The sequence below is a fragment of the Alphaproteobacteria bacterium PA2 genome (genome assembly GCA_002256425.1).
Classification (GTDB): domain Bacteria; phylum Pseudomonadota; class Alphaproteobacteria; order Caulobacterales; family Caulobacteraceae; genus Phenylobacterium.
This window is the reverse complement of sequence record NKIZ01000001.1, coordinates 662,955-687,667: the sequence shown is the minus strand read 5'-3', so window position 1 is coordinate 687,667 and position 24,713 is coordinate 662,955. Positions and strand designations below refer to the sequence as shown.

General features: G+C 63.3%; 26 protein-coding genes. 13 read left to right on the top strand and 13 right to left on the bottom strand.

The features are described from left to right. Nucleotides 1–15 precede the first annotated feature (15 nt). Together CFE28_03440 and CFE28_03435 are read right to left on the bottom strand one after the other, a co-directional pair. The gene (locus CFE28_03440) at nt 16–741 is read right to left on the bottom strand and encodes a DNA-binding response regulator (protein ID OYU69133.1); all 726 of its coding nucleotides are present in this window, start codon (nt 739–741) and stop codon (nt 16–18) included. A 76-nt stretch (nt 742–817) separates the two neighbouring features. Next, nucleotides 818–1,351 (bottom strand): hypothetical protein, encoded by a 534-nt coding sequence (locus CFE28_03435; protein ID OYU69132.1) that lies wholly within the window; start codon nt 1,349–1,351, stop codon nt 818–820. Nucleotides 1,352–1,779: 428 nt separating this feature from the next. Between CFE28_03435 and CFE28_03430 the strand changes: the two genes are divergently transcribed. From CFE28_03430 to CFE28_03390, 9 genes are read left to right on the top strand one after another with little or no spacing between them, the layout of a single operon-like run. After that, nucleotides 1,780–2,088: a chemotaxis protein CheX gene (locus tag CFE28_03430; protein OYU69131.1), complete on the top strand. Its 309-nt coding sequence runs from the start codon at nt 1,780–1,782 to the stop codon at nt 2,086–2,088. Further along, nucleotides 2,085–2,456: a response regulator gene (locus CFE28_03425; GenBank protein ID OYU69130.1), complete on the top strand. Its 372-nt coding sequence runs from the start codon at nt 2,085–2,087 to the stop codon at nt 2,454–2,456. The genes CFE28_03430 and CFE28_03425 overlap by 4 nt, the downstream gene beginning before the upstream one ends. A gap of 27 nt (nt 2,457–2,483) precedes the next feature. Further along, nucleotides 2,484–4,871, top strand: coding sequence for a chemotaxis protein CheA (locus tag CFE28_03420; GenBank protein OYU69129.1), 2,388 nt, complete (start codon nt 2,484–2,486; stop codon nt 4,869–4,871). A gap of 2 nt (nt 4,872–4,873) precedes the next feature. Then, the gene (locus tag CFE28_03415; protein OYU71534.1) at nt 4,874–5,341 is read left to right on the top strand and encodes a chemotaxis protein CheW; all 468 of its coding nucleotides are present in this window, start codon (nt 4,874–4,876) and stop codon (nt 5,339–5,341) included. Next, nucleotides 5,338–6,219 (top strand): chemotaxis protein, encoded by an 882-nt coding sequence (locus CFE28_03410; GenBank protein OYU69128.1) that lies wholly within the window; start codon nt 5,338–5,340, stop codon nt 6,217–6,219. Before CFE28_03415 ends, CFE28_03410 begins: the two co-directional genes overlap by 4 nt. Continuing rightward, nucleotides 6,216–7,262 carry a chemotaxis response regulator protein-glutamate methylesterase gene (locus tag CFE28_03405; protein ID OYU69127.1) on the top strand — a complete coding sequence of 349 codons (1,047 nt, stop codon included), beginning with the start codon at nt 6,216–6,218 and terminating at the stop codon, nt 7,260–7,262. Before CFE28_03410 ends, CFE28_03405 begins: the two co-directional genes overlap by 4 nt. Then, on the top strand, nt 7,262–7,651 hold the full coding sequence (locus tag CFE28_03400) for a hypothetical protein (protein OYU69126.1): 390 nt from the start codon (nt 7,262–7,264) through the stop codon (nt 7,649–7,651). Before CFE28_03405 ends, CFE28_03400 begins: the two co-directional genes overlap by 1 nt. Continuing rightward, a complete protein-coding gene (locus CFE28_03395; protein ID OYU69125.1) occupies nt 7,651–8,211 on the top strand; it encodes a chemotaxis protein CheD in 561 nt (186 codons plus the stop codon). The genes CFE28_03400 and CFE28_03395 overlap by 1 nt, the downstream gene beginning before the upstream one ends. Continuing rightward, nucleotides 8,211–8,579, top strand: a complete 369-nt coding sequence (locus tag CFE28_03390; protein ID OYU69124.1) for a hypothetical protein — start codon at nt 8,211–8,213, stop codon at nt 8,577–8,579. Before CFE28_03395 ends, CFE28_03390 begins: the two co-directional genes overlap by 1 nt. A gap of 64 nt (nt 8,580–8,643) precedes the next feature. Here the strand turns inward: CFE28_03390 and CFE28_03385 are convergent, their stop codons facing one another. The 3 genes from CFE28_03385 to CFE28_03375 all read right to left on the bottom strand — a co-directional run bounded on the left by CFE28_03385 (nt 8,644) and on the right by CFE28_03375 (nt 11,381). Beyond that, nucleotides 8,644–9,144: a hypothetical protein gene (locus tag CFE28_03385; protein OYU69123.1), complete on the bottom strand. Its 501-nt coding sequence runs from the start codon at nt 9,142–9,144 to the stop codon at nt 8,644–8,646. Beyond that, nucleotides 9,141–9,743, bottom strand: coding sequence for a two-component system response regulator (locus tag CFE28_03380; GenBank protein OYU69122.1), 603 nt, complete (start codon nt 9,741–9,743; stop codon nt 9,141–9,143). Before CFE28_03380 ends, CFE28_03385 begins: the two co-directional genes overlap by 4 nt. A gap of 147 nt (nt 9,744–9,890) precedes the next feature. Next, entirely contained in the window at nt 9,891–11,381 is a 1,491-nt protein-coding gene (locus CFE28_03375; protein OYU71533.1) for a phosphotransferase, read from the bottom strand. Nucleotides 11,382–11,503: 122 nt separating this feature from the next. On the opposite strand from CFE28_03375, the gene CFE28_03370 reads away from it, so the two are divergent. Continuing rightward, a complete protein-coding gene (locus CFE28_03370) occupies nt 11,504–13,093 on the top strand; it encodes a hypothetical protein (GenBank protein ID OYU69121.1) in 1,590 nt (529 codons plus the stop codon). On the opposite strand, the gene CFE28_03365 is transcribed toward CFE28_03370, so the two are convergent. The 8 genes from CFE28_03365 to CFE28_03330 all read right to left on the bottom strand — a co-directional run bounded on the left by CFE28_03365 (nt 13,076) and on the right by CFE28_03330 (nt 21,014). Next, nucleotides 13,076–13,858 carry an LmbE family protein gene (locus CFE28_03365; protein OYU69120.1) on the bottom strand — a complete coding sequence of 261 codons (783 nt, stop codon included), beginning with the start codon at nt 13,856–13,858 and terminating at the stop codon, nt 13,076–13,078. The genes CFE28_03370 and CFE28_03365 overlap by 18 nt on opposite strands. 11 nt (nt 13,859–13,869) lie before the next feature. Next, nucleotides 13,870–14,382, bottom strand: a complete 513-nt coding sequence (locus tag CFE28_03360; GenBank protein OYU69119.1) for a two-component system response regulator — start codon at nt 14,380–14,382, stop codon at nt 13,870–13,872. Nucleotides 14,383–14,552: 170 nt separating this feature from the next. Then, a complete protein-coding gene (locus CFE28_03355) occupies nt 14,553–15,692 on the bottom strand; it encodes a thiolase (GenBank protein OYU69118.1) in 1,140 nt (379 codons plus the stop codon). 13 nt (nt 15,693–15,705) lie between these two features. Beyond that, nucleotides 15,706–16,110, bottom strand: coding sequence for a DNA-binding protein (locus tag CFE28_03350; GenBank protein OYU69117.1), 405 nt, complete (start codon nt 16,108–16,110; stop codon nt 15,706–15,708). A 123-nt stretch (nt 16,111–16,233) separates the two neighbouring features. Continuing rightward, nucleotides 16,234–18,144 carry a hybrid sensor histidine kinase/response regulator gene (locus tag CFE28_03345; GenBank protein OYU69116.1) on the bottom strand — a complete coding sequence of 637 codons (1,911 nt, stop codon included), beginning with the start codon at nt 18,142–18,144 and terminating at the stop codon, nt 16,234–16,236. 187 nt (nt 18,145–18,331) lie between these two features. Then, nucleotides 18,332–18,712 carry a hypothetical protein gene (locus CFE28_03340; GenBank protein OYU69115.1) on the bottom strand — a complete coding sequence of 127 codons (381 nt, stop codon included), beginning with the start codon at nt 18,710–18,712 and terminating at the stop codon, nt 18,332–18,334. Further along, nucleotides 18,709–19,728 carry a phosphotransferase family protein gene (locus CFE28_03335; protein OYU69114.1) on the bottom strand — a complete coding sequence of 340 codons (1,020 nt, stop codon included), beginning with the start codon at nt 19,726–19,728 and terminating at the stop codon, nt 18,709–18,711. Before CFE28_03335 ends, CFE28_03340 begins: the two co-directional genes overlap by 4 nt. A gap of 5 nt (nt 19,729–19,733) precedes the next feature. Next, nucleotides 19,734–21,014 (bottom strand): cytochrome P450, encoded by a 1,281-nt coding sequence (locus CFE28_03330; GenBank protein ID OYU69113.1) that lies wholly within the window; start codon nt 21,012–21,014, stop codon nt 19,734–19,736. A 185-nt stretch (nt 21,015–21,199) separates the two neighbouring features. On the opposite strand from CFE28_03330, the gene CFE28_03325 reads away from it, so the two are divergent. The 3 genes from CFE28_03325 (at nt 21,200) to CFE28_03315 (ending at nt 24,708) form a co-directional block, all read left to right on the top strand. Continuing rightward, on the top strand, nt 21,200–22,282 hold the full coding sequence (locus tag CFE28_03325; GenBank protein ID OYU69112.1) for a hypothetical protein: 1,083 nt from the start codon (nt 21,200–21,202) through the stop codon (nt 22,280–22,282). 143 nt (nt 22,283–22,425) lie between these two features. Beyond that, nucleotides 22,426–23,340, top strand: coding sequence for an ATPase (locus tag CFE28_03320; protein ID OYU69111.1), 915 nt, complete (start codon nt 22,426–22,428; stop codon nt 23,338–23,340). Nucleotides 23,341–23,346: 6 nt separating this feature from the next. Next, a complete protein-coding gene (locus tag CFE28_03315; protein OYU69110.1) occupies nt 23,347–24,708 on the top strand; it encodes a VWA containing CoxE family protein in 1,362 nt (453 codons plus the stop codon). The last annotated feature ends 5 nt before the right edge of the window (nt 24,709–24,713 follow it).

The window sequence follows — 24,713 nt, the reverse complement described above, 5'->3', positions numbered from 1 at the left end:
AATTTGCAGGCCCGGTCACGGCCGCGTCACCTTCGCATCGAAGAGATAGCCGGCCCCCCGATAGGTGCGGATGATTTCCTGGGGCGCGCCATCATTGAGCTTTCTCCTGAGGCGGCTGATCTGGACATCAATGGCGCGATCAAAGACATCGGCGTCAGAGCCGCGCGCGCCCTCGATCAGCTCGTCGCGGGAGAGGATGCGCTGTGGGTTGGCCAGGAAGACGCACAGAAGGGCGTATTCCCCGCCGGTCAGAATGACATTGACCCCGCCGGGGGTCTTGAGGCTGCGGCGCAGGCGATCCAGGGCAAAACCGTTGAAATAGGTCGATCGTCCCTTTGGCGCGCCGCCGCCCGGGGTCTCTTCCCGGCGTCGCAGGACGGCCCGCACCCGCGCCAGAAGCTCCCGCGGACTGCAGGGCTTTGGCAGATAGTCGTCCGCCCCCAGCTCCAGGCCCAGAATCCTGTCCATCTCCTCGCCCATGGCCGACAGGATGATGACGGCTGGCCCGCCGGTCTCTGAGAGTCGGCGGCAGATGCTGAGCCCGTCTTCGCCGGGCAGCATGACATCCAGGACAATGAGGTCGACAGGGGCCGTCTGCAGCACTGCTTCCATGCTGATGGCGTCAGCGGCCACCTGGACGGCATATCCATGCTGGGAGAGATAATCGGCAATACCCGACCGCAGATCGCCGTCATCGTCGACAATCAGGATCTGCGGCTGGGGTTGGTCTGTGACGGTCATATGGCGGGCCGAAGAGGCAGGTCAGGGGACCTTAGCTGGAGGTCGCCTGACTTGCCCAGCCGATTGGGCCGGAAGCCTAGGGATGTCCCGGTCCGCCACGCATCATGCGAGGGCCGCCTTCGCCGCCTCCGCCATGGCCGCCAGGGGCGCCACGCAGTCGGACAAGGGCGTCGAAGACCTGCTGCTGGTCAGGGCTCAGAGCGGCGTAAAAGGTGCGGACGGCGGACTGCATTTTCTTGTGCCGTTCCGACATGGCGCTCATGTGCCTGTCCATCCGGTCCATTTGTTCCATGGCCCCACCGGGACCTTTGGGCATTTCAGGCATCCCCGCCCGCATGGCCTGTGGCGCCATTGCACCTTCAAAGGCCTGCCAGGCAGCTTCCTGATCCGGGCGCAGTCGAAGGACGGTGTGCATGTCCCTGGCCATTTGCGCCTTGCGGTCAGCCATGGCCTTTTCCATTTCCGGCGTCGGCGGCCCCATGTGCTTCTTGATCATGATCATGGCGCCCGGGGGCGGCGGTTCCATCTGCGCCAGGGCAGGTGCGGCGATGGCGGTCAGAACGAGGGCGCCGAGGGCGGCTCTTTTAAGCGGTGAGAAGCGCGGGATCATTGAAGTCCTCCGGGTTTGTCGATGCCGCACCTTTGCATGGGGCCATGCCAGAAGGATTTCGAAGCTTGGGGCATTTCTGAAACAGTTGGGACACGGAGAAGGACCGTCCCAAGCCCGACGCTGAGGTCAATTCGCCGCAGGGCGCGACCTAACACCTTGAATCTAACGCCTCTCAGTCACCTGAAGCGGAACATGCCGGGCCTGCCGGTAACCTTTTGTTCAAGGCGCACCCGCTATCTCTGGCTGTGGGATGGGGGCGAACCGAATCAGGGACGCGCCTCGTTCCAGAAGACCTGACGACCTTTGAGACCAACGCCCCGCTGACCAGAGCGCTTCCTTCATGTCCGGGGGCGCCCGGCCCGGCAGGGAACCGCTGGTCCAGGGGCATTCTGTGAGACCGAAGGGTTTCGCTCACTGGAGAACGCCCGATGACCGCAGCCGACGCCGCCTCAGCCTCCCCGGCACGGCTCAGCCTCGTTCCCAATCTCGATTTGCAGGCAGCCGAACCTCTGCGCGCCGAACTCATGGCCTTGCGCGGCCGGCCCCTGACCATAGACGCAGCTGAAGTGAACCGTTTGGGCGGGCTCTGCCTGCAGGTTCTGATGTCTGCACGCAAGATCTGGTCCGAAGACGGCCATCCATTAACCGTGGATCAACCGTCTTCGGCTTTCTCGGAACAGCTGGCGGGGTTTGGCGGCCCCGAGCTGAACAGCCATCTTGAAGGGGCGACTTCGTGAGCAAGACTGTACTGACCATCGATGACAGCCGCACCATGCGGGAAATGCTGAACTACGCTCTCGTGGAAGCAGGCTACAAGGTCCTGCAGGCCGTCGACGGCGTGGATGGACTGGAAGTCCTCCAGGCCAAGGGCGACGAAATCGATGTGGTGATCACCGATATCAACATGCCGCGCATGGATGGCTTCGGCGTCATCGAGGGCGTCCGGGCCGACCCCAACCACCGGGCGACCCCCATCCTCGTCCTGACCACGGAAAGCGACGCCGCCAAAAAGGAGCGGGCCCGTTCGGCCGGCGCCACGGGCTGGATCGTCAAGCCGTTCAATCCCGTCAAGCTGGTCGAAGCTGTTCGCAGAGTCGCCGCCTAAACCTCACCGCAGATTCGGAGCGTCCCCTTGGATCCGCTAGAGAGCATCAAACAGACCTTCTTCCAGGAATGCGAAGAACTGTTGCAGGACGCCGAGCAGGGCCTGCTGGCCATGGAGGCCGGCGACGCCGACTCTGAAACCATCAACGCCGTTTTTCGCGCCGTGCACTCCGTCAAGGGCGGCGCTGGCGCCTTCGGCCTTGAGGACCTGATCCGTTTCGCCCACGTCTTTGAAACCGTCATGGACGAGCTTCGCTCGGGCAAGATGGAGCTCAATGACGATGTCGCCAAGACCCTGCTCCGCGCCGCCGACATTCTGGTGGACCTGGTCAACGCCGCCCGGGATGGCGGCGCTGCAGATGAAGGCCGCACCTCCGGCATGATCAGCGAGCTGCGTGCGCTCATCGGCCAGGAAGGCGAAGAGGAAGAAGAAGACATGGAGGACGATTTCGACTTCGTCCCCCAGGCCGTGTCGGTCGGAGCCGACGGCGCCATGGCGCCCGCCCTTCTCGACCTGGCCCCGCCCGTGTCCATCGAACCGGCGGCGCCAGCCATCGAAGCCGTTACCCTGACCGGCAAGCCCGTCTGGACGGTGACCTTCGCCCCCAGGGCGGAAATGTACGCCAAGGCAAATGAAGCGGGACTACTGCTTCGTGAGCTCTCACGGCTGGGCGAAATGGAAGTCAGCTTCGACGACAGCCGCCTGCCGCCCCTCGACCAGATCTCGGCCGAGGAAGCCTATCTCAGCTGGTCCGTGAACCTGACCACTGACGCCGACGAAAAGGCCATCCGCGAGGTCTTCGATTTCGTGGAAGACGATATCAGCCTCTCTATTTCCCAGGTTGGCGGCGCGCCTGCAGCTGTCGATACTTCGAAAATGACGGACGACGAGCGGGCCGCAGCCTCTGCAGCGGCGCCCCTGGACGTCAACGCCCTCCTCGCCAGGGTGACCGGCGCTGCGCCTGAGCCGGCGCCCGCCGCAATTGTCGAGTCTCCAGCCGCAGCCCAGTCGGATGACGAGCGGGCCAAGGCCTCGGCAGAAGCGCCCCTCGACATCGCCGCCCTGATCTCAAAGGCCCAGAGTGTGACACCGGAAGCCCCGGCTCCGGCCGCTGCAGCCCCGAAAGCGGCGGCGCCAAAGGCCGCCGCGCCAGCGCCCGCGCCTGCTGCACAACCTTCCACGGCTGCTGGCGGGGCTCCGCCCGCCGTGGCCCAACCTACCATCCGCGTCGACCTCGACCGCGTAGACCGCCTCATCAACGCGGTTGGCGAACTGGTGATCCAGCAGGCCATGCTGTCACAGCGGGTGCTGGAAAGCGGTCTGGCGCGATCTTCCAACGTGGCCCTTGGTCTCGAGGACCTGGAACTGCTGACCCGGGAAATCCAGGACAGCGTCATGGCGATCCGCGCCCAGCCGGTGAAATCGGTCTTCCAGCGGATGCCACGCCTGGCCCGCGAAGTGGCCGACATGACCGGCAAGAAGATCAAGCTGGTCATGGAAGGCGAAGGCACCGAGGTCGACAAGACCGTCATTGAGCGCCTGACCGATCCGATCACCCACATGCTGCGCAACGCCATCGACCATGGCGTTGAAATGCCCGACGACCGGGTCGCCGCCGGCAAGTCGCCGGAGGGCCTGGTACGACTGCGCGCCCTGCACCGCGGTGGCCGGATCGTGATCGAACTGCAGGACGACGGCCGCGGCATCAACCGGCCCAGGGTCAAGGGCATTGCGGTGGAGCGCGGCCTGATCGCCGAGGACGCCGTCCTGACGGACGAGGAAATCGACAACCTGATCTTCCTGCCGGGCTTCTCGACCGCCGATGTGGTTTCCGACATCTCCGGTCGCGGCGTCGGCATGGACGTGGTCCGCCGCTCGATCCATGGCCTGGGCGGCCGGATTTCAATCAGTTCCGAACCCGGCAAGGGTTCGAAGTTCACCATGTCCCTGCCCCTTACCCTGGCGGTCCTGGACGGCATGGTGGTGACCAGCGCCGAACAGACCCTGGTCGCGCCCCTGTCGGCCATTGTCGAAAGCCTGACCCCCCGGGCGGAAGACATCCACTATATCGGCGGCAAGGACGCGGTGATCCGCATCCGCGAGACCTTTGTCCCGCTGATCGATGTGGCCGTGGCCCTGGGCTTCCGCGACACTCCGCTGGAAGCCGGCTCGGGCGTCGCCGTCCTGGTCGAAAGCGAAGGCGGCGGAAAGGCCGCACTCCTGGTCGAAGCGATCCAGGGACAGCGGCAGGTCGTGATCAAGAGCCTTGAGGCCAATTATCAGCAGGTCGAAGGCATTGCCGCAGCGACCATTCTGGGCGACGGCCGCGTCGCCCTGATCCTCGATGTCGACTCCCTGCTGTCCACCTCAAAGCGCAAACCGGCCATCAAGGGCGAAAAGCGATTGGCGAGCTGATGATGACTGACCTCGCGACCTCATCCTCCGGCGAACGCCGGGAACTGATCACCTTCCGGGTGGGCAACCAGGAATTCTGCGTGGACATCATGCAGGTCCGGGAAATTCGTGGATGGACCACGGCTACAGCCCTGCCCCACACCCCCGGTTTCATGAAGGGCGTGATCAATCTTCGCGGCGCGGTGCTGCCCATTGTCGATCTCGGCGCCAGGATCGGGCTGACAACCACCGACCCTTCGGCCCGCCATGTCATCATGGTGATCAATCATGGCGCGAGGACCCTGGGTCTGCTGGTGGACGCCGTTTCCGATATCATCGACGTCACCGCCGACATGGTTCAGCCCACGCCGGACATCGCCTGCGACCAGGTGAAGTCCTTCGTAAAAGGTCTGTTCTCAATTGATGGACGGATGATCAGCCTCATTTCCCTTGAGCGCATCCTCGCCGAAACCGAGGCGGAGGCGGCATGAACCCATTCCCCGACAATCGCAGGCCTCCGGCCCCCTCCATGGTGGAGGGCGAATTCCACTTCACGGCCGAAGACTTCCAGAAGATCGCCCAGATCCTCCACTCCTACGCCGGCATCGCCCTGGGCGAGGGCAAGGCGGCGCTGGTCTATTCGCGCCTGGCCAAGCGTCTGCGCATTCTGGGACTGCAGAACTTCAGGGAATACTGCACCCTGGTCTCGGATTCGCGGCAGGTGGACGAGCGGCTGGCCATGATGGCGGCCCTGACCACCAATGTGACCCGCTTCTTCCGTGAGCCGCACCATTTTGACCATCTGCGCGACAAGATCATGCCTGCCCTGGCCCAAAGGGCGCGGCGAGGCGGTCGTGTGCGCCTCTGGTCGGCTGCCTGCTCGAACGGACAGGAGCCCTATTCCATGGCGATCACGGTTCTGGCGGCCCTGCCGGAAGCCCCAGGCCTGGATGTCAAGATTCTGGCCACCGACATCGACCCGAACATGGTCGCCGAAGGCCGCGCCGGAATCTATCGGGAAGAAGCCATCGAGCCGGTTCCGGCTGATCTGCGGCGCCAGTGGTTCCGCAAGGTTCCCGACAGCCAGACCTATCAGGTCAGCGACGAGTTGCGCACGCTGGTGTCCTTCAAGGAACTGAACCTCATTGGCGACTGGCCGATGCGTGGCAAGTTCGACGTCATCTTCTGCCGCAATGTCGTGATCTACTTTGACGAACCGACCCAGGAGCGGATCTGGAGCCGCTTCGCCCCGATGATCGAGGACAAGGGAGTCCTCTATATCGGACATTCCGAGCGCGTGTCTGGTCCTGCAGCCCGGCTGATGGAAACCGACGGTTTGACAACCTATAGCATGAAGGAACGCGCATGACTGTCCGTGTCCTGATCGTTGACGATTCCGCCACCATGCGGAACCTGATTGCTGCGGCCCTCCGCGCTGATCCTGAAATCGAAGTCCTTGGCTTCGCCAATGATCCGCTGGAAGCCCGCGAGCAGATCAAGAAGCTGAACCCGGACGTGATCACCCTGGATATCGAGATGCCGCACATGAGCGGACTCGAATTCCTGGAGCGCATCATGCGCCTGCGTCCGACCCCCGTTGTCATGGTGTCAACCCTAACGCAGGCCGGCGCCGAGGCGACCATCACGGCCCTTGAACTGGGCGCCATCGACTGCATCGGCAAACCCATGGGAGGCGTCAGCCCCAGCGAGGCCTTTGCGTCCCTGACGGAAAAAGTGAAGTCCGCCGCCCGAGCCAGGGTGAGGGCTTACAGCGGCCCGTCTTCGACGCCGACGAACCGGGACGCCAACTACAATCCGACCAAGGATCTGATCCTTGGCCTGGGTTCGTCCACGGGCGGGGTTGAGGCCTTGATGACGGTCCTGGCCGATTTCCCCGCCAACTGCCCGCCTACCGTCATCACCCAGCACATGCCGGCAACCTTCACCAAGAGCTTCGCCGAACGCCTGGACAAGGTTTCAGGGGCGACTGTGACTGAAGCAACGGACGGCGCTCGTCTGATGCCGGGGCACATCTATCTGGCCCCTGGTGGCGACGCCCACCTGGAGGTGGTCAACGACCTCAATCCGACCTGCCGCCTTGTGGCCAGCGAGACCGTGAACGGTCATCGCCCATCGGTGGATGTCCTCTTCAATTCCATCGCCAGGCTGAAGCGCCCAAAGGCCGCCGCCATTCTGACCGGCATGGGCCGCGACGGGGCTCAAGGCCTGCTCGCCATCCGCCAGGCTGGGGGTCGAACCCTTGGTCAGGATGAATCCAGCTGCGTCGTCTATGGCATGCCCAAGGCCGCCTTCGAAATCGGCGCCGTTGAGAAGCAGGTCACGCTGACCCGGATGGGCGCTACGATACTGAGCCTTTGCTCGGCGCAAACCCTGATCCAAAGGAGCGCATAATGCCCGCCGCTTCCGCACTCAAGGTCCTGGTCGTCGATGACCAGCTGACCATTCGCAGCCTGGTTCGCAATAGCCTGCACGACATCGGAGTCTCCGACATCCGCGAGGCTCCCGACGGTGAGGAAGGCCTGCGCGCCATGGTCACCCAGCCGGCGAACCTGGTCATTACAGACTTCAACATGCCCAAGCTGGATGGTCTTGGCCTGCTCCGCGCCATTCGGGGGCACCCACCGATTGCCAATACCGCGGTCATCATGCTTACCGGTAGAGCAGATCGCGAACTGGTTCAGCGCGCCGTTCAATTCGGCGTCAATAACTACTTGTCGAAACCGTTCACGACAGCCACCCTGAAGCAGAAGATTGAAGCCGTATTCGGAGCCCTGACCTGATGGGAGCATCCGCCTTCCAGATCGGCATGAAGAAGATTCATGTGATTCAGGGTGAACACTATGTCACGTCTGATCCAGACGTCGTTCTGACGACGATTCTTGGCAGCTGCGTTGCGGTTTGTCTGCGCGACGTGGCCAACGGCATAGGCGGCATGAACCACTTTCTTCTGCCCGAAGGACCTTCAGATGGCACCGGCGAAAGCCGACGCTATGGGGCTTTCGCCATGGAACTTCTGATAAATGACGTCCTGAAGATGGGGGGGATGCGACGCAACCTCGAGGGCAAGCTCTTTGGCGGCGCCCGCATGTCCAGCGGTCTGACGGATATCGGCGCCAAGAACGCCGCCTTTGCCGAGCAGTTCATGGCCGACGAAGGCATTGACGTTGTCAGTCGCAGCCTGGGTGGATTTGAGGCCCGGCGCATTCAGTATTGGCCAATTCTGGGCAAGGCCCAGCAGCGGACAGTCAGCAATGCCCGCGAAGTGGCGCGTCTGGACGAGGCGCCCAAGCTCACCTCCAAGATCTTCACGAAGGACGAAGGGTCTCTGGAACTGTTTTAATGGGTCAGGGAAGCCAGATCGAATCACAGGAGATCCTGGCGACCCTTTCACGGGAACTGGAACACGCCGGCGCCATGTGCGAGCGCGTGGAAGGTCTGGTCACCCAACTCGTCCGCGCAAATCGCGGAGAGGACATTCAGGTCAACCTGTTCGAAATCCAGACCCTGGACATGCTGATCCAGCACCTGGCCGCCCTGGCGCAATTCACCCAGACCCTGTCAGATCAGGGCTACGGGGATGGCTTTGACGTGGCCTCAGCGGCGGCGCGTGTAAAGCTGGCGGATCTGGCTCATCGCCTGGGCGCGGCCCAACAGGTCGAAACCGCCCTTCCGTCCGTGGCGACTTCCGGCGATCTCGATCTCTTCTAGTCGGCCGTCCGCAGGGACCTGAAGGCACGGGGCGGCATACCCCGCGGCCCAAAGGCGTCTATCCTCAGGCCGTCGCCGCCTGTGTGGCTGGCGGCGTGCGGCGGAACCGCTCACTGACCTGTCGCAGCCCAACGAGAATGGACTTGGCGCCTTCGCTGTCCCGGACGGACTCGGAATTCAGCAGGAGCCGGAAGGCGCTGAGGTGAATGGTGATCGCCTGCTTGTCCCACATGCTGTGGGTCTTGAAATGGTCAATCAGGTCCGCGAGGCTGATCAGCATTTCGTCCAGCGACGTCATGCCACAAGCTGAGGGAACGCCAATGGCATTGCTGATCAGGCCATAGAGGGCGTCGGTACCCTCCTTGTCGTCAGCGCCCTTGACCGCGCCTGCCATGGTTTCAGCCTTGCTGAGAATCTCGGTGAGCTCTGACAGGAAGTCCCCGCGCAGGCTCTCGATACCCTCGGCGGCATCCTTGACGGCATTGACCACCGCCTTGCCGCCCGCCGCCCGGATAAGCTTGCCGAGACGGTTTTCAGGGACGTGAAATCTGACGACGCCGCTCATAGGGAAACCTTCCTGGCCTTGACCATACTGTCGATCACATCCTGCTCCATATTTGGCATTGTCGCCTCGCCAACTTCAGGCGGCAGGTCATCCTTGCGGCGTCCCTCTGTCCCCAGGGGCACGCCGTCATTCTTGAAGCGGCGATCCGGACCGACATAGGTGTCGCACTCCAGGAACTTCCGCCCTTCTTTCGAGATCCAGATAATCCGCTCAAGGACGACAAGTGGCGTCAGCGGTTTGGCTATGATGAAATGGGCGCCGCAATCGCGGGCCTCAATCACGGCGTTCTGCGCCGTATGCCCCGAGGTGAGCAGCACCGACGAATAGCAATTGGGCTGAATGCCGCTGCGCCGCAGCCAGTTGACGAACTTGATGCCGGTCTGGGAGGGACCGGTAGAGTCGACAATCATCAGGTCAAACTGGGTCTTGATGACAGCCGCCTCGGCCGTGGCCTGATCGCTGCATCGTGTCAGTTGCTTGGCGCCGAAGCCGGTCAGAATCTGGACCAGGATGTTCATGCTCAAAGGGTTCTCATCCAGCAGCAGCACCGTGGCATGCTGGAGATTGAACTTCGCCTTTGAGTCCGGGTTGATACCCATCGTTTCGCTATGCGTCCCGGGCTGTCAGTGACCGTGAGAACAAATCTGTCCGCGCCAGGGATGTGGCGAGACTGGAGCATTATCCGCCATCGTCGTTAATAAGACCTTCTTCCGGTCCCATATCCTCTGGCGGTCCGCCACCGGTTTTCAGGGTGCCGGCGTCAGATAGACCGGGTTGCCCAGGATCATCAGTCCCCCGGCGGCATCCCGAGCATCGAATCTCAGCCAGGAGGCTGCGCCGCTGAAGGCGAGCTTCAGGTCCACATGTCCGCTCTCGAGGCCCCAGTCGCGGTTGGCGAAACTGCCTGCGCCATTTCCGCGGACCGTCAGCCTGGCGCCTGCGGGAAGGCCCGACACGTCGACCCGAAGTGTAACCTCGGCCCCAGGCTGAAGCTTCAGAACACCGCCCATCTCGACTGACTGTTCGCCAGATGTCGCGCGGACCTCTAGCCTGGCCCTGTCCAGGCCGCGAATGTCCAGGAAGACCCGGCCCTGACGAATCCCCTCAAGTATGCCGGCGCGGGACAGGGCGTCGGCGTGGACATAGGTCAGCGGCCGCCCAAGGGCGCCAGGCTTGTCCGCAGCAAGATCCGGATCATGATTGTCCGACCCGCCAACACCCGTAATCCGGAACCCCCGGTCCAGGAGACCTTCCCAGAAGGGAATGCCGGACACCGGACCTTCCGGGCCCAGAACCGCCAGGGATCCGCCGTTGATCACCTCCATGGCGTCGACCTTCGACCAGTCTGTCGCTGCAGACCAGCCGCACCCCATGCAGGCCTCACCGGAGGGCAGCCGTGGATGATTGATGGACACCAACCCCTGGGCGGCGTGAGCCTGATCGAAAATCGCGTCTGTGGTCCTGGCCCTTCGGGTCCCAAGCTGGAAGTCCAGATCGCCATCGGGGCCCCAGACATTGGTATGCCCCTGGAAGGTGGTGATCTCCCGCCCGGGAATCAGCAAGAGGGTGTCGAAATAGGGCGCCAGCTCCGTCAGGGACTGGTTCTGCGCGAAGGTATTGTGGTCGGTCACCGCGAGGAAATCGAGGCCTCGGCTACGGGCGGCCTCCAGGGTCTTGAAGACCGGACAGGGAATACGCTGGCCGCTGGACGCCAGGCATGTCCCGTCAGAATGGGCGGTATGGGCATGAAGGTCCCCCCGATACCAGCTGGCCCCTTTGGCTGCAGGCAGCGCCTGAATATCCCCGTCCCTTTCGCCAGTCCGGTCAAACCAGATCCTGGCCGTATAGTCTGTCCTCGCCACCTTGCGGATGTTCGGGACACCTATGATCAGCTTCCACATCCCGGCAGGCAGGGGACCAGCCAGATAGGCGGGGGTTGCAAGGCCTTCAGCGACCACCAGCCGGGAACGGGCGCCGCCGCTCCACCCCCGGAAGCGGACCGGATCGCGCAGGCCAATATCCAGGGTCGTGCGCTCACTCTTGCCGGAATAGCTGAAATCCAGGGTCAGCCGACGGACCCCGGCCGGTACGCGAAAGGCATCCTCACGGTAGGTCTGGTGGTCTTTCCCGAGAAGGGTTCCGGTCAGGATCAGATCAGGCGCGTGGGTCAAAGACTGGGCGAGGGCCAGATGGGGCGCGCTCCAGCATAGCACTGCCAGAAGTACAGATCCGCAGATCCTCTGGACCACCAAAAGTACGATTGTACCGGGATTCATCGAATTTCCACCAGTTAGGGGCAGAAAGGGGCGTGAAGTGCGCAGGTTTGCGCGCTGTTCGATGCACGCGTGAGATTCAATAGATGATTATGGCCGATCTTGTGACCCGAATCCGCAACCGCCTTGCGCGATTCCGTCGGGAAGAAGCTGGGGCAATCGCCGTAACCTACGCAGTGGCCGGCGCCTTTCTGGTGGGTCTGGCCTTCGCCGGTATCGATCTGTCCCGGGTCGCTGTCGCGCGCAGCCAGTTGCAGGACGCCCTGGACTCCGCGACCCTCGCGGCCGGCGGCACAAAACAGGACAGCAACGCCACCACCGCCACAACCACAGCCCTTCTCAATACAGTGGGCCGCAAATACATGGCCGCAGCCCTGGGCGGCAATACGACCCTCAAGAATCTCTCCTCCTCCTTTACGCCTGGCGTCAAGAAGGTGGTCGGTCTGGCGACAGCAGATGTAGAACCCATCGTCGTGGGCCTGTTCACCAATGGCGACATCCACATCACCGCCCGCGCCGAAGTCGTGCGCGGCCAGGACCAGATCGTCGAACTGGCCCTGGTGCTGGACACCACCGGCTCCATGGCCGGATCGAAGATCGACACCCTGAAGATCGCGGCTGCCGACCTGGTGACTTCAGTCTTCAATGCAGCTGACTCGGGCACCGTGAAGGTGGCCCTGGTGCCCTTCGCCCAGCACGTGAACATGGGGATCGCGTCGCGCACCCAGCCCTGGGCGATTGTCCCGGCGGACGTGCACTACTGGCATGCGGAAATCTCGACGCCCAGCTGCTCCTATCAGGTCTGCACCGGGAGCCAGACCTATTCCTGCCAGGTTCCGGATTACGGGCCAGGAACCTGCAATGGTTCAAACCCGACCTATGGCACCTGCACCGGCTATAATGACGGCGTGCCCTATACCTATTCCTGCCAGACCGGCAGCACGCCGACGACCTATTCCTGTCAGGTGCAGACCGGCTCCCATGCCGGAACCTGCACGGGCTCGGCGGAATGCCACAATGAGAATTATTCGCCTTGCCCGCCGCCGGTGGACAATGGCTGGTGGGTGGATTCCCACTTCTACGGTTGCTACGGCTCGCCCGCCTATCCAGACAATGTGAACGACAACAACCCCAACCGGAAGTACAACGGCCTGATGGATGTCACCTGTTCATCCGAGGCCATCCCGCTCACGTCGAACTCAGCGTCCGTTGTCGCGGCGATCAACGCCTTCACGGCGTCTGGGGATACTTACATCCCCGCCGGTCTGGCCTGGGGCTTCAACATGCTGACCTCGCCCCAACCCATGACCCAGGCCATGGCCTATGACACCGCAGGTCCGAACATCAAACCCCGCAAGATCCTGGTGTTGATGACAGACGGCGCCAATACCAAGCAGATGGATCACAGCGACTCCCGCGGTCCCCACACCATCGACGCCTTCCCGGCGCCGGAGGCCAATCAGTACACCACGGAACTGTGCAACAATATCAAGGCCAAAGGCATTGAAGTCTATTCCGTGGCCTTCGAGATCACGGGCAATGCCGCCGCCAAGAACCTGGTGAAGGCCTGCGCTACGGATAGCGAACACTTCTTCGACGCCACCAACCAGTCGGCCCTGCTCGACGCCTTCGAGCAGATCGCCCAGTCGATCCAGAACCTACGGATCTCCCACTAGACCTGCGGCCAGCAGGGCCTCCCCCAGGAGGTCCTGCAGTCGGGGCGTGGAGGGATAGGGATGATGCCGGTACTGGCGGAATCCCTCAGCGTAATCGACGCCGAACAGTCGCCCCTGACGACGGGTCCATTTTTCAAGTGAGGCCTGGTGGTTGGCGATGCCATGCTGGCGGGCCACCCACTCATCCTGGCTGACATGGGCTGCAAGCATGGCCTGCTTGATCTGAAAGGTCGACGAAACGTCAGCGCCGAAATCAGGCGCCACATTGCGACCTTCCCGGTCGCGACCGCCAATGGGGTCCATGAAATAGAGGTGCGGAATCGCCGCCAGGGGCGCCGACGGACCGGTCCTGTAATTTGGCACGGATGCGGCGAAGCAGGCGTCGCGGACCAGCTGGCTCACCGCTTCGTGGTCGGGGTGATAGTCAACAGGCGAAGCCGTCAGGACGATATCCGCCCGCGCCCAGCGCACGACTTCGGTCACGGCGCGGCGACCACGGTCATCATTGAAGACGGCCAGGTCAGGAAGTCCGGCGCAGGTATAGTCTGCCCCGATCAGGCCTGCCGCAACCCGGGCTTCAGCCGTCCGGATCCGGGCGGTGTCCTCGGGGCTGGTCGAGTCCGAGCCGCCCTCCCCTGCCGTCGCCGTAGCGCAGACGATCTCGGCGCCTGCCGCCGCCAGCAGGGCAAGGGTTCCCGCGCAGAGGGTTTCGATATCGTCCGGATGGGCGTGAAAGGCGAGAATCCTGGCCGGTCTGGGTGTCACAATCTGCCCCGCTAGAGTTCCTGCACCTCTGAATGGTCGCTGGTCCGGCGCAGGGGACCTGCATAGTGGTCGCTCTTTTTGCGCCGCCTGTCAGGCCCGAAATAGCCCTTGGCGTCAACAAAGGGACGCGGTCGGTAGATGACATTGGTCAGACGCCCGAAGATGGCGTTAGCGGTTACCGGCTTGGCCAGGAACTCATTGACCCCGCGATCGCGCGCCATGTTCAGCCTGGGCATGTCGGAGTGACCGGTCAGCATGATCACTGGCACAGTCCTCTGCTTGGACTCGGGCGAACGCACCAGCCTCAGGAATTCCAGGCCGTTCATGATGGGCATTTCGAAGTCGACGAAGACGATGTCCGGGGTCCAGCGGTTGAGGGTTTCCAGACCCTTCTGACCATCCGGCGCATAATAGACCTGCCGGATTCCCGCGCCGGAAAGCGCTGTACCGACAATTGTCCGCATCTGCGCATTGTCGTCGACGATGAGGATTTTCAGATCCTCGAGTCCGGTAGGAGCGACCATGCCTATATTGTAGGCAAATCGTCCATCAAGCGCTAGGCCGGGCAATGCCCCAATCCGTCACATTCGTCACAACTGACTGATTTCAGTATGAAATTCGCACACACTTCGAACAAAAACGCCGCACCCGGAACCAATGTCCGGATGCGGCGCAATCGTGGGTAGGAGGGGTTCTAGCCCTCGTTGGTGAAGATCACCGTGCCGCTGGCGGCGAACATGCCGCCGACCCCGTGAGAGACGCTGATCTTGGCGCCCTCGATCTGGGCCGCCGCGGTTCCGCGCATCTGACGCACGCTCTCCTGTAGGGCGTACATGCCGTACATGCCCGAGTGCATGTAGGACAGGCCGCCGCCATTGGTGTTCAGGGGCAGCTTGCCACCGATGGCGGTGTTGCGCTCGTTGATGAAGTCTTTGGCTTCGCCAGGCTTCACAAAGCCCAGGTCTTCCAGACCATAGAGCGGCAGGTGGGCGAAGGCGTCATAGATCATCAGGTGATCGACGTCGGCGTGCTTGATCCCGGACTCATCAAAGGCCTTCTTGCCCGAGACCCGGAAGGCCTTGGACGAGGTGAAGTCCTCCATCTGGCTGACCATGGGGGTCTCGACGCTTTCGCCAGTGCCCAGGATGTAGACGGGCTTCTGCGGGAAGTCCTTGGCCCGCTCGGCGCTGGTCAGGATCAGGGCGCCGCCGCCGTCGGTGACCAGGCAGCACATCAGCATGCGGAAGGGCCAGGCGATCATTGGCGAGTTGAGGACGTCGTCCACCGTGATCGGATCCTTGAAGCTCGCCCGGGGGTTCTTCGCCGCCCATTCGCGCTGGATCACCGCAACATTGGCCAGATCGGCCTCGGTCACGCCATAGGTCTTCATGTAGCGAAGGACCGGAATGGTGAACATGGTGGGCGGGCTGGTCACCCCATAGGGCATTTCGAACTGGCCCATCAGGCTGGACGGCGCACGGCCAAAGCCGCCTGCGCCGACCCGGGAACGGCCTGACTCGCCGTGGGTGATCAGAACCGTCTTGCAGAGACCTTCATTGATCGCCGCAGCTGCATGCCGCACGTGAAGCATGAAGGAACAGCCGCCGACGCTGGTGCCGTCGGCATAGGTGGGGGTGATGCCCAGATAGTGGGCCAGTTCGACCGGGCTGACGCCCGCGGTGGCGACGCCATCAATGTCGGACGGCTTGAGGCCGGCATCCTTCATGGCGTTCAGGGCGGCGTCTGCATGCAGGCCGATGACGGAAACGTCCGGGATCTTGCCGAGACGGGTGGTTTCAGCGGCCCCGACGACCGCAACGCTCTTGGGTTTCATAGGTGTGGTTCCCTCAGCCCTTGGCCGGTTCGAACAAAGGCAAAGAAATGTCGTCGGTCTGCTTGGCGAAGTGGACCTGCATGGGCATGTCCAGAACCAGAGCCTCAGGCGTCTGCGGGCAACCGACAATATTGGTCATCATCCGCGGGCCTTCATCCAGCTGCACAACAGCGATGGCGTAGGGTTCGGTTCCCATGTCCGGGCGGGGGCGGTGATTGATCACGTAGGAATAGAGGATGCCCTTGCCGCTGGCCTTGTAGATTTCGACCTCGCGACTTGCGCACTTCGGGCAGAAGGCGCGGGGCGGAAAATAGGAGTGCTTGCATTCCGTGCAGCGCTGCAGACGCAGTTCGCCGTCTCGGCATCCTTCCCAGAAATGCCGGGTTTCCGGCGTGGGTTCAGGCAGCATTCGAGCCATTTGAAAAATTGTCCCTAATTAAAATGCGTCGTCTTGGCGTCCCTCAGGGCGCGGCGCGCAGCAAAGCCGAGGCTGACGCCCTTGTCGATACTCGACCGATGAATTTGTTCGGGGGGAAGGCCCCTAGGCCTGGGCGTGGCGCAGCCAGGATTGATCAGCCTGCTCGCCGCCCGGCGCCCACTTCACCATGGCGATGATCAGATCGCGGGGGCTGATCGGCTTGAGGATCAGGTCGTCAAAGCCGCCGCCCAGGCTGCCGTCGGCCAGATCCGCGTCGGCGCTGAAGGCCAGGATGGGGATGTGCTGGTTCGGTCCGGGGCGACTGCGCAGGCGCTCAAGGGTTTCCGGGCCGCTGAGACCTGGCATGCGGATGTCCAGAAGGATGACGTCGTAGGGCATGGCCTCGGCCTCGACCAGGGCGGCGTATCCGCTCTCGACATCGGTCACTTCAACACCCATCGGCTCGAGGACGGCCCGAGCCAGATCGCGGTTGGAGCTGTTGTCATCCACGATCAGCAGACGAAGACCTTCGATATCGCCCAGGGATGGCCCCTCGGTGACCTTGTCTGCAGCCCTGGCCACAGGGGCGGCGATGGTGACATGGAAGGTCGAGCCCAGGCCGACCGCGCTGCGGACGCCGACGGATCCGCCCATGGCCTCAGCCAGACCCTTGCAGATCGCCAGTCCCAGCCCTGTGCCGCCATACTTGCGGGTTGAAGACCCATCAACCTGGCTGAACCGCTTGAACAGGTGCGCCCGCTGACCTTCATCCATGCCGACGCCGGTGTCGGAGACCTCGACCCGCAATTGTCCAAGGGGCCCCATATAGGCCAGGCGTACGGTCACCGAGCCGATCTCGGTGAACTTCACGGCGTTGCCGATCAGATTGAGCAGGATCTGCCGCAACCTGTCGGAATCGACCATCACATGGTCCGGAACCGGCCCGTCCATTTCAAAGCCCAGGGTCACGCCCTTGCCGGCGGCTTCAGGAATGAACATGGCCAGGCTGTCCTCCACCAGTGGCCGCAAGGCCACTGACCGGGGACGGAATTCGACCTGCTCGGCCTCCAGCTTGGAGAAGTCGAGAATGTCATTGACGATGGCCAGCAGGGCCCGGCTGCCGGAGGTGATCCGGTCCAGGTGCTGGCGCGCTGTAGCGTTGAGATCCTGACGCTCGGTCAGCAGACCGGCAAAGCCGAGAATGGCGGTGAGGGGCGTGCGGATTTCGTGGCTCATATTGGCCAGGAAGGCTGACTTCACCGCCGATGCGGATTCAGCCTCCTCACGGGCCGCAGCCAGTTCGGCTTCCATGGCCTTACGCTCTGTGACATCCCGGGCCACATCCTGGAACTCGATCAGGTCGGAGGTCACCGGATCATAAATGGCCCGGGGCCGGGTCTCCAGCCAGACCACAGACCCGTCCTTGTGGAGGGCGCGGTATTCGATGCGGAAAGCGGTCGCCTTGGGCCCCCCTGCAATATGGTCGCGGAAGGCCTTGACCACCCGGCGGACGTCGCCCGGATGCATGACGGAAATGGCGGTCTGACCGGTCAGCTCCTCCGGGTCATAGCCAAGCAGGGTCCTGACCGAAGGCGATAGGAAGGTGAACCGGGTATCAGGATCGTAGCAGGCGATGATGTCATTGGCGTTTTCCGCCATGAGCCGGAAACGCATTTCACTGCGGGCCAGCCTTGCCTCGGTGGCGCGGCGCTCGCTGATGTCCCGCAGACTGTCCTGGAAGCCGACCAGGTCGCCCGATTGGGGATCATAGACCGCCCGAAGGCCGCTTTCGACCCAGACGCTGGCGCCATCCTTGCGCAGGACCCGGAATTCAAGACGCAGGGGAGCCGCTCCCGGACCTTGGGATACATGGCCGGCAAGGGCGTCAGTGATCCGGGCAAAATCGTCGGGGTGGAAGAAGTTCGCAGGAGCGCCAACCAGCTCTTCTGGCCCATAGCCAAGCAGACCCTGACTGGCCGGCGAGACATAGGTCAGCACGCCCGCAGGATCACTGCAGCAGACCATGTCCAGCATGTGGTCTGCGATCAGCCGGAATTGGTCTTGCCCGCCCGACGTCTGTGACGCCGCGCTGTCGGGACCTGCCGTTGGATGGCTGCCGGGAGACGTCAAAACCTAAGGCCTGTGGGGGAAATACATCCCCGGAGTCCTAGGCCCGATAGCCCTAAATAGGGATTAATTCGGCACGGGACATGTCTAAAAATCAGACAGGCGATCCGGGTGTCAGACGCCGGACAGTCGAGGCCGCCAGCTCGGCCCAGATCGCATCTTCCAGTTGCTGATCCTTGCCTTCAATCTCGGCGTGTCGGTTGATCAGCATGGCCCTAAGCCTCGCATTTTCTCCCGTCAGTGCGGGAATTCTGAGGTCGTCATCCTGGCCGGAAAGACCGAGCAGCTTTCGCAACTCACGGTTTTCATGGACAAGATTGTGGGCGGCGTCATCCCAGCGCCGTCCGGCGATCGCCAGCAAGGCGGCGGTAAGGCCCAGGGCCCCGGCACGATCCGTAGGCGGAATATCTGGCGCGGCATTGCGGGCGACAAGGGCTGACAGCTCCATCAGCACATCAGAGACATTCGGCTTCATAGACGGCCCATGACCTTGAGGGTGGCGCGATCCTGGGCGTTCTGCAGGGCCCATGGCGGATAGACCATGATCGGCTCGCGATTGCCCCCGTCGATCCAGGCCCTGGCCGAGGAGACCCAGATGGCCTGCCCCTTGACGCAGTTGAACAGGGTCCACCAGTAGAGCGCGTCAGGGTCAGCCCGAAGTCCGCTGGACCTTTCCCAGATGGCCACGGCCTGATGATCGGGAACCAGGCCGCCAGCCTGGCCACGGCCAAAGGACCAGACCGGATTGAAGCCCCATCCAAGATCCTCAAGGGGATCTCCCAGGTGGGCCATCTCCCAATCCAGCACCCCGTGGATTTCCCCGGCCGTATCGAACAGGAAGTTGCCGGTCCGGTAGTCGCCATGCACCACGGTTATGCGTTGTGGCGGCGGCGGGGGATTGGCGCGCAGCCAGCGGATGGCGGCGCGGATGATCGGCAGGGGCTCGGCCTCATCTTCATCCAGGACCTGTTCCCAGTAACCAAGCTCCCGGGACCAGCAGTCCGCCGGCGCCACGGGCTCCATCACCCGGGTCAGGCCAAGAGCTTCCGGATCGGCCCGGGCGATCTGGCCCAGTATGGTCCACTTCCGGTCGGCCAGTTTCGGATGGCAGGCCAGATAGGGCTCGGTCCAGAGCAGGGCCGGGGCAGCCTGGAAGCCCTCGATCTCCGCGGCGATGAAGAAGGGATGATCCAGGGGCCCCGATTCTTCCTCCAGCCACAGCATTTCCGGCACGGGCACGTCGGAGCCAAAGAAGGCGCGATAGGCCTCGAATTCTATCCGGCGCTCGGTGTCGATCAGGCTGGCGGGGGGATCGCGGCGCAGGATCAGGGCCCGCGACCGCCCGGCGCCGGCCTCGGTCCAGGACAGCCTGAACCGGTAGGTCTCCCGGGACGCGCCTCCAGATATCCGGGCCAACCGGTCCACGACCACATTCTGCGCCTGGGGCAGACGCCCCGAAATGTAGGCCGCCAGCCGACCCTCCAGGCTCATCAGGCTCAGTCCATCTCGAATCGAATGGGTACGGACTTGGGTCCATTGACGAAGACGCTCTGGCTCCAGGTCGCTTCGCCATCCAGTTCCACCGACTTCAGGCGGGGCAACATTTCCTCCCAGAGGATCCGCATCTCCATCTTGGCGAGATGTTGGCCAAGACACAGGTGGGCGCCATAGCCGAAAGACAGTTGCTTGTTCGGCGCGCGATCCACCAGGAATTCATCGGGTCGGTCAAAGACCTCTTCATCGCGATTGCCGGAGGCATAGCAGAGCATCATCCAGTCGCCCTTGGAGAGCTTGCGGCCGGCGAACTCCACATCCTCGGCGGCCGTGCGCATGAAGGTCTTCACCGGCGTGGTCCACCGGATGGATTCCTCCACCAGGCCCGGGATCAGGGCCGGATTGGCCTTGACCTTGGCCAGTTGGTCCGGCCGCTCGGCCAGGCCCCAGAGGGCGCCTGCGGTCGAGGATGAGGTGGTGTCGTGGCCGGCTGTGGCGACGATGATGTAATAGCCAAGGGCCTCGAACTCGGAGATCGGATTGCCGTCGATCCTGGCGTTTGCAATGACGCTGGCGAGGTCATCCCGGGGCTCCGCCCGCCGGCTGGCCGACAGGGCGGTGAAGTAGTTGAAGAAGTCGGTGATGACGCTGAGGTCGAAGTTCTGTTCGCCGTTCGCATCCGTCTGCGGCTTGCGACCCAGCTCGGGGTCGGATGCCCCGAAGAGCTCCTGGGTCAGCATCAGCATGCGGGGCTCGTCTTCTTCCGGCACCCCCATGATCTCCATGACCACGTGCAGGGGATAGTGCAGGGCGACCTCCTTGACAAAGTCGCACCTGCCGCCGGTCGCCGCCATCCGGTCGACAGAGGCCCGGGCGATCCTGCGGATGCGCTCCTCATGGCTGCGCAGGTTCTGGGGCATGAACCATGCCTGGGTCAGGGCGCGGTACTTCGGATGATCCGGGGCGTCCATCTGGACAAGGGTGCGCAGCAGGTGCGGGCTGCCGCCCATGCGCTCACGAACCCTCTCGTCCACGATCTTGCTGACCATGGTGGTTGACCGGGCGCCATTGAGGAACAGGGCGTTCTGCCGGCTGATTTCCAGAATGTCGGCATGCTTGGTTGCGACCCAGAAAGGATCCACCCCTTCTATCTCCGCCAACCCGAAGGGGTTGTTGGCGCGGAGCCATGAATAGGTGTCGTAGATCCGGCCATCTGCGTAGGCCATGGCCTCCACAAGGGTGTTGGCCTTGTCCTGGGGGATGAGGATATCAGCTGTGGTCATGATGCGTCGCCAGCGCTCAACCGGGGCATCGCGGCACTGATCGGCGCCAGGGATGACCTTGGGTCAGCGAAATTCGGCCTCTCCCGTCTGTTGTTATCTGCGTTCACTTGGTGATTAAGTCTGACATCAGCGCCACAAGACTGACAAGGGATGATCCCGAGATCACCCACCCCGGAGGACCGCCCATGCTCACCAAGGCCGACGACTTTCCGATCCACCAGACACCCGAGCCCATCGCGTACTCGGGCACGGACCGGAACTTCTATGACCGGTACTTCTTCAACGGCTATCAGCCGGACGGGACCGAGTTCTTCGCCATCGCCTTTGGCGTCTATCCCCATCTCAACGTCGCCGACGCCCACTTCTCGGTGATCCGGAATGGCGTGGAGCACTGCCTGCACGCCTCGCGCCTGCTGAACATGGAGCGCATGGATCTGGAGGTCGGTCCGATCTCGATCTCGATCCTCGAGCCCCTGCAGAAACTGAAAGTGACCGTGGCCCTTGCCGAGGGCGTGGCCGCTGAGCTGGTCTTCGAGGGGCGCACCTTCCCCATTGAAGAGCCGCGCTTCATGCGCCGCATCGGCCCCAGGGCCTTCATGGACTATACCCGCCTGACCCAGAATGTCCGGGTCAGCGGCTGGATCGAAGTGGACGGGGTGCGCAAGACCCTGGACGCCGGAACGGTCGGCACCCGGGACCGGTCATGGGGCGTCCGGCCCGTGGGCAATCCCGACTCACAGCCCACCGTGCCAGAGCAGGTGGGCGGCTTCTTCTGGCAGTGGACGCCCCTCAACTTCGCCGACAGGTCGGTCTTCTTCCATGTGAACGCCGATCCGGACGGCGTGCCGTGGAACACCCGGGCCGTCATCCTCGCCGATGGCGCCGGCCCCAATGAAGGCCACCATACCGACGCCGCCACCATTGAAGACGTCACAATGATCCCGGGCACCCGCCATGCCCAGGGCGGAACCCTGGTCGTGCCCCTCAAGCAGGGGTCGGCGAAGGTGAAGTTCGAGCCCTTCCTGACCTTCCTCATGCGCGGCATAGGCTATGGCCATCCGAACTGGCGACATGGAGCCTACAAGGGCGTGCTGGTGGTCGAGCGCGAAGACATCGATCTGGCCTCCGTCAACATGGCCAGCCCCGAGAACTGGCACATCCAGGCCCTGTCCCGGGTGACCCTCAGCCTGCCAGGAGAAGACCCCCAGGTGGGCATGGGCGTATTCGAGCAGCTCATCGCCGGACCCTACCGTCCCTACGGACTCTAGCCGATCGCCCTTGCCTTACCCCGCGCGGGTTGGGCAAAGTACCGACATTGACCTTCCTTGGGCGCGCCATTGCGCCGGTTTTGAAAGTAGATCCTTTGACGACTTCGTCTCCTGCGGCGCTTTCCGTCGCAAACGCCGCTTCCATGGCCTCTGTTGACGCACTGATCCAGGGCCTGGAGAGCGTCGGCTACATCGCCTCCCGCCGGATCGCCACCTCGCTGTTCATGGCAGTGAACCTGCAGAAACCCATACTGGTGGAAGGCTCGGCCGGGGTCGGCAAGACCGAACTGGCCCTGTCCACCGCCGCCCTGCTCGGCCTGCCCCTGATCCGCATGCAGTGCTATGAGGGCCTGGATGAGTCCAAGGCGCTGTACGAATGGAAGTACGGCAAGCAGCTGCTCTATACCCAGATCCTGAAGGACCGCATGGGCGAAAGCCTGGCTGACGCGGCCGACATGGACGCCGCCATGGACCGCCTCCACGGCATGGGCGACCTGTTCTTCTCCGAGCCCTTCCTCGAGCCCCGGCCCCTGATGAAGGCCCTGCGCGAGGATGACGGCTGCGTCCTGCTGATCGACGAAATTGACAAGTCCGACGAAGCCTTCGAGGCCTTCCTGCTGGAAGTCCTGTCGGCCTATCAGGTCTCCATTCCGGAAATCGGCGTGCTGAAGGCCAAGACCCCGCCCATCGTCTTCCTGACCTCCAACAATGTCCGCGACCTGGGCGACGCCCTGAAGCGCCGCTGCCTGCACCTGCACATCCCCCTGCCCGACGCCGGCCTCGAGCGCCGCATTGTCGCCAGCCGGGTGCCTGGCATCGAGGGCGAACTGGTCAGCCAGCTGGTCAGCTTTGTTCAGTCCCTGCGGACCCTGGACCTGCGCAAGTCGCCGTCGATTTCAGAGACGGTCGACTGGGCCCGGGCCCTGATCCTGCTCAATGCCGACGCCCTCGAGCCCGAGGTGGTGCGCGACAGCCTGAACGTCCTGCTCAAGTTCGAACAGGACATCCAGGTGATCGAGCCGCAGATCGCCGAGCTCATCCGCAAGCCCCTGGCCTGATCGGTCATGCAGGGCGCTCTCGAAGACTTCTTCCGGGCGCTGAGGGCCTCGGACGTCCGGGTATCCCCGGCCGAGGCCATTGACGCCCACCGCACGGTGGCCAAGGTCGGCTTTGCTGACCGCGAGCTGTTCAAGGACGCCCTGTGCGCAACCCTGGCCAAGACCGCCGATGAGGTGGACCGGTTCGACCGGACCTTCGACACCTTCTTCACCCGGGACACCTTCGTGGCGGCCCCGCCCCCAGAAGACGGCGACCGGGACCCCATGGAAGACCTGCCGCCGGAGGGCGGGGACAGCGAACTCGCGCGCATGCTCATGGCCGGCGACGCTTCGGCCCTGGCCCAGGCCATGGAAGAAGCCGCCGAGCGGGCCCAGGTCTCGCAGATCCGCCTGTCCACCCAGAGAAGCCGGCTGACCCGCAAGCTGCTTGAGGAAATGGGTCTGGGAGAGATCGAGCGGATCATCGCCGCCGCCCGCCGTCTGGAAGATCCCAGGGGACAGGCCGCCGGCGAACGCCTGGATGCCGCCCGACAGGCCCTGGCCAAGGAAGCCTCGGCCTATGTGGAGCGCCAGCACGAGCTCTACGCCTCTGAAAGCGGCAAGAACCTTCGTGAAGAGCTGCTGGCCCGCAAGGCCCTGAACTCGGACGGAGGCATTGACCCCGTGGACCAGGCCATGATGCAGGCCCTGGTCAAGCGCATGGCCAAGCGTCTGGCTGACCGCTATTCCCGCCGGCGCAATGTGGCCTGGACCGGGCACCTGGATGTCCGCCGCACCCTGCGCAAGTCCATGGGTTATGGCGGCATGCCCTTCGACATCGTCTTCAAGACCAAGAAGATCGACAAGCCGTCCATTGTGGCCATCTGCGATGTCTCGAAATCGGTCGCCGCCGCCGCCCAGTTCCTGCTGACCTTCCTCTATTCCCTGAACGAGGTGGTCGACCGGATGGAGGCCTTCGCCTTTTCAGGACGGATGATCAGCGTCAACAGCCTGCTGGACGAGAACAAGGTCGAGACGGCCATTCTGGAAGTGCTCAAGCAGATCGGTTTCCAGCAGACCGACTATGGCCGGTCGCTCGAGGACTTCTGCGACCAGCACCTGGACCAGCTGGACCGGCACACCACGGTGATCTTCCTGGGCGACGCCCGGTCGAACTATGCCGATCCGCGCCTGGACCTGCTGGCCACGATCCAGAAGCGGTCACGGGCCCTGATCTGGCTGAACCCGGAACCGGAAAGCTATTGGGGTCAGGGGGACAGCGTCATGCACCGCTATCAGCGGTTCTGCCATGTGGCCAAACCCTGCAATACCCTGGCCCAGCTTGAGCGGATCATCGAGGACGTCCTGAGGACCTATATCCCCCACTGACCCGC

Coding starts and splice junctions, on each gene's coding strand:
- CFE28_03410 (OYU69128.1), top strand. CDS start 5,338: ATGAACCCATTCCCCGACAATCGCAGGCCTCCGGCCCCCTCCATGGTG.
- CFE28_03340 (OYU69115.1), bottom strand. CDS start 18,712: ATGAAGCCGAATGTCTCTGATGTGCTGATGGAGCTGTCAGCCCTTGTC.
- CFE28_03330 (OYU69113.1), bottom strand. CDS start 21,014: ATGACCACAGCTGATATCCTCATCCCCCAGGACAAGGCCAACACCCTT.
- CFE28_03390 (OYU69124.1), top strand. CDS start 8,211: ATGGGTCAGGGAAGCCAGATCGAATCACAGGAGATCCTGGCGACCCTT.
- CFE28_03360 (OYU69119.1), bottom strand. CDS start 14,382: ATGGTCGCTCCTACCGGACTCGAGGATCTGAAAATCCTCATCGTCGAC.
- CFE28_03435 (OYU69132.1), bottom strand. CDS start 1,351: ATGATCCCGCGCTTCTCACCGCTTAAAAGAGCCGCCCTCGGCGCCCTC.
- CFE28_03335 (OYU69114.1), bottom strand. CDS start 19,728: ATGAGCCTGGAGGGTCGGCTGGCGGCCTACATTTCGGGGCGTCTGCCC.
- CFE28_03405 (OYU69127.1), top strand. CDS start 6,216: ATGACTGTCCGTGTCCTGATCGTTGACGATTCCGCCACCATGCGGAAC.
- CFE28_03430 (OYU69131.1), top strand. CDS start 1,780: ATGACCGCAGCCGACGCCGCCTCAGCCTCCCCGGCACGGCTCAGCCTC.
- CFE28_03380 (OYU69122.1), bottom strand. CDS start 9,743: ATGGGTATCAACCCGGACTCAAAGGCGAAGTTCAATCTCCAGCATGCC.
- CFE28_03415 (OYU71534.1), top strand. CDS start 4,874: ATGACTGACCTCGCGACCTCATCCTCCGGCGAACGCCGGGAACTGATC.
- CFE28_03355 (OYU69118.1), bottom strand. CDS start 15,692: ATGAAACCCAAGAGCGTTGCGGTCGTCGGGGCCGCTGAAACCACCCGT.
- CFE28_03315 (OYU69110.1), top strand. CDS start 23,347: ATGCAGGGCGCTCTCGAAGACTTCTTCCGGGCGCTGAGGGCCTCGGAC.
- CFE28_03400 (OYU69126.1), top strand. CDS start 7,262: ATGCCCGCCGCTTCCGCACTCAAGGTCCTGGTCGTCGATGACCAGCTG.
- CFE28_03350 (OYU69117.1), bottom strand. CDS start 16,110: ATGGCTCGAATGCTGCCTGAACCCACGCCGGAAACCCGGCATTTCTGG.
- CFE28_03385 (OYU69123.1), bottom strand. CDS start 9,144: ATGAGCGGCGTCGTCAGATTTCACGTCCCTGAAAACCGTCTCGGCAAG.
- CFE28_03345 (OYU69116.1), bottom strand. CDS start 18,144: ATGCTGGACATGGTCTGCTGCAGTGATCCTGCGGGCGTGCTGACCTAT.
- CFE28_03395 (OYU69125.1), top strand. CDS start 7,651: ATGGGAGCATCCGCCTTCCAGATCGGCATGAAGAAGATTCATGTGATT.
- CFE28_03440 (OYU69133.1), bottom strand. CDS start 741: ATGACCGTCACAGACCAACCCCAGCCGCAGATCCTGATTGTCGACGAT.
- CFE28_03325 (OYU69112.1), top strand. CDS start 21,200: ATGCTCACCAAGGCCGACGACTTTCCGATCCACCAGACACCCGAGCCC.
- CFE28_03320 (OYU69111.1), top strand. CDS start 22,426: ATGGCCTCTGTTGACGCACTGATCCAGGGCCTGGAGAGCGTCGGCTAC.
- CFE28_03370 (OYU69121.1), top strand. CDS start 11,504: ATGATTATGGCCGATCTTGTGACCCGAATCCGCAACCGCCTTGCGCGA.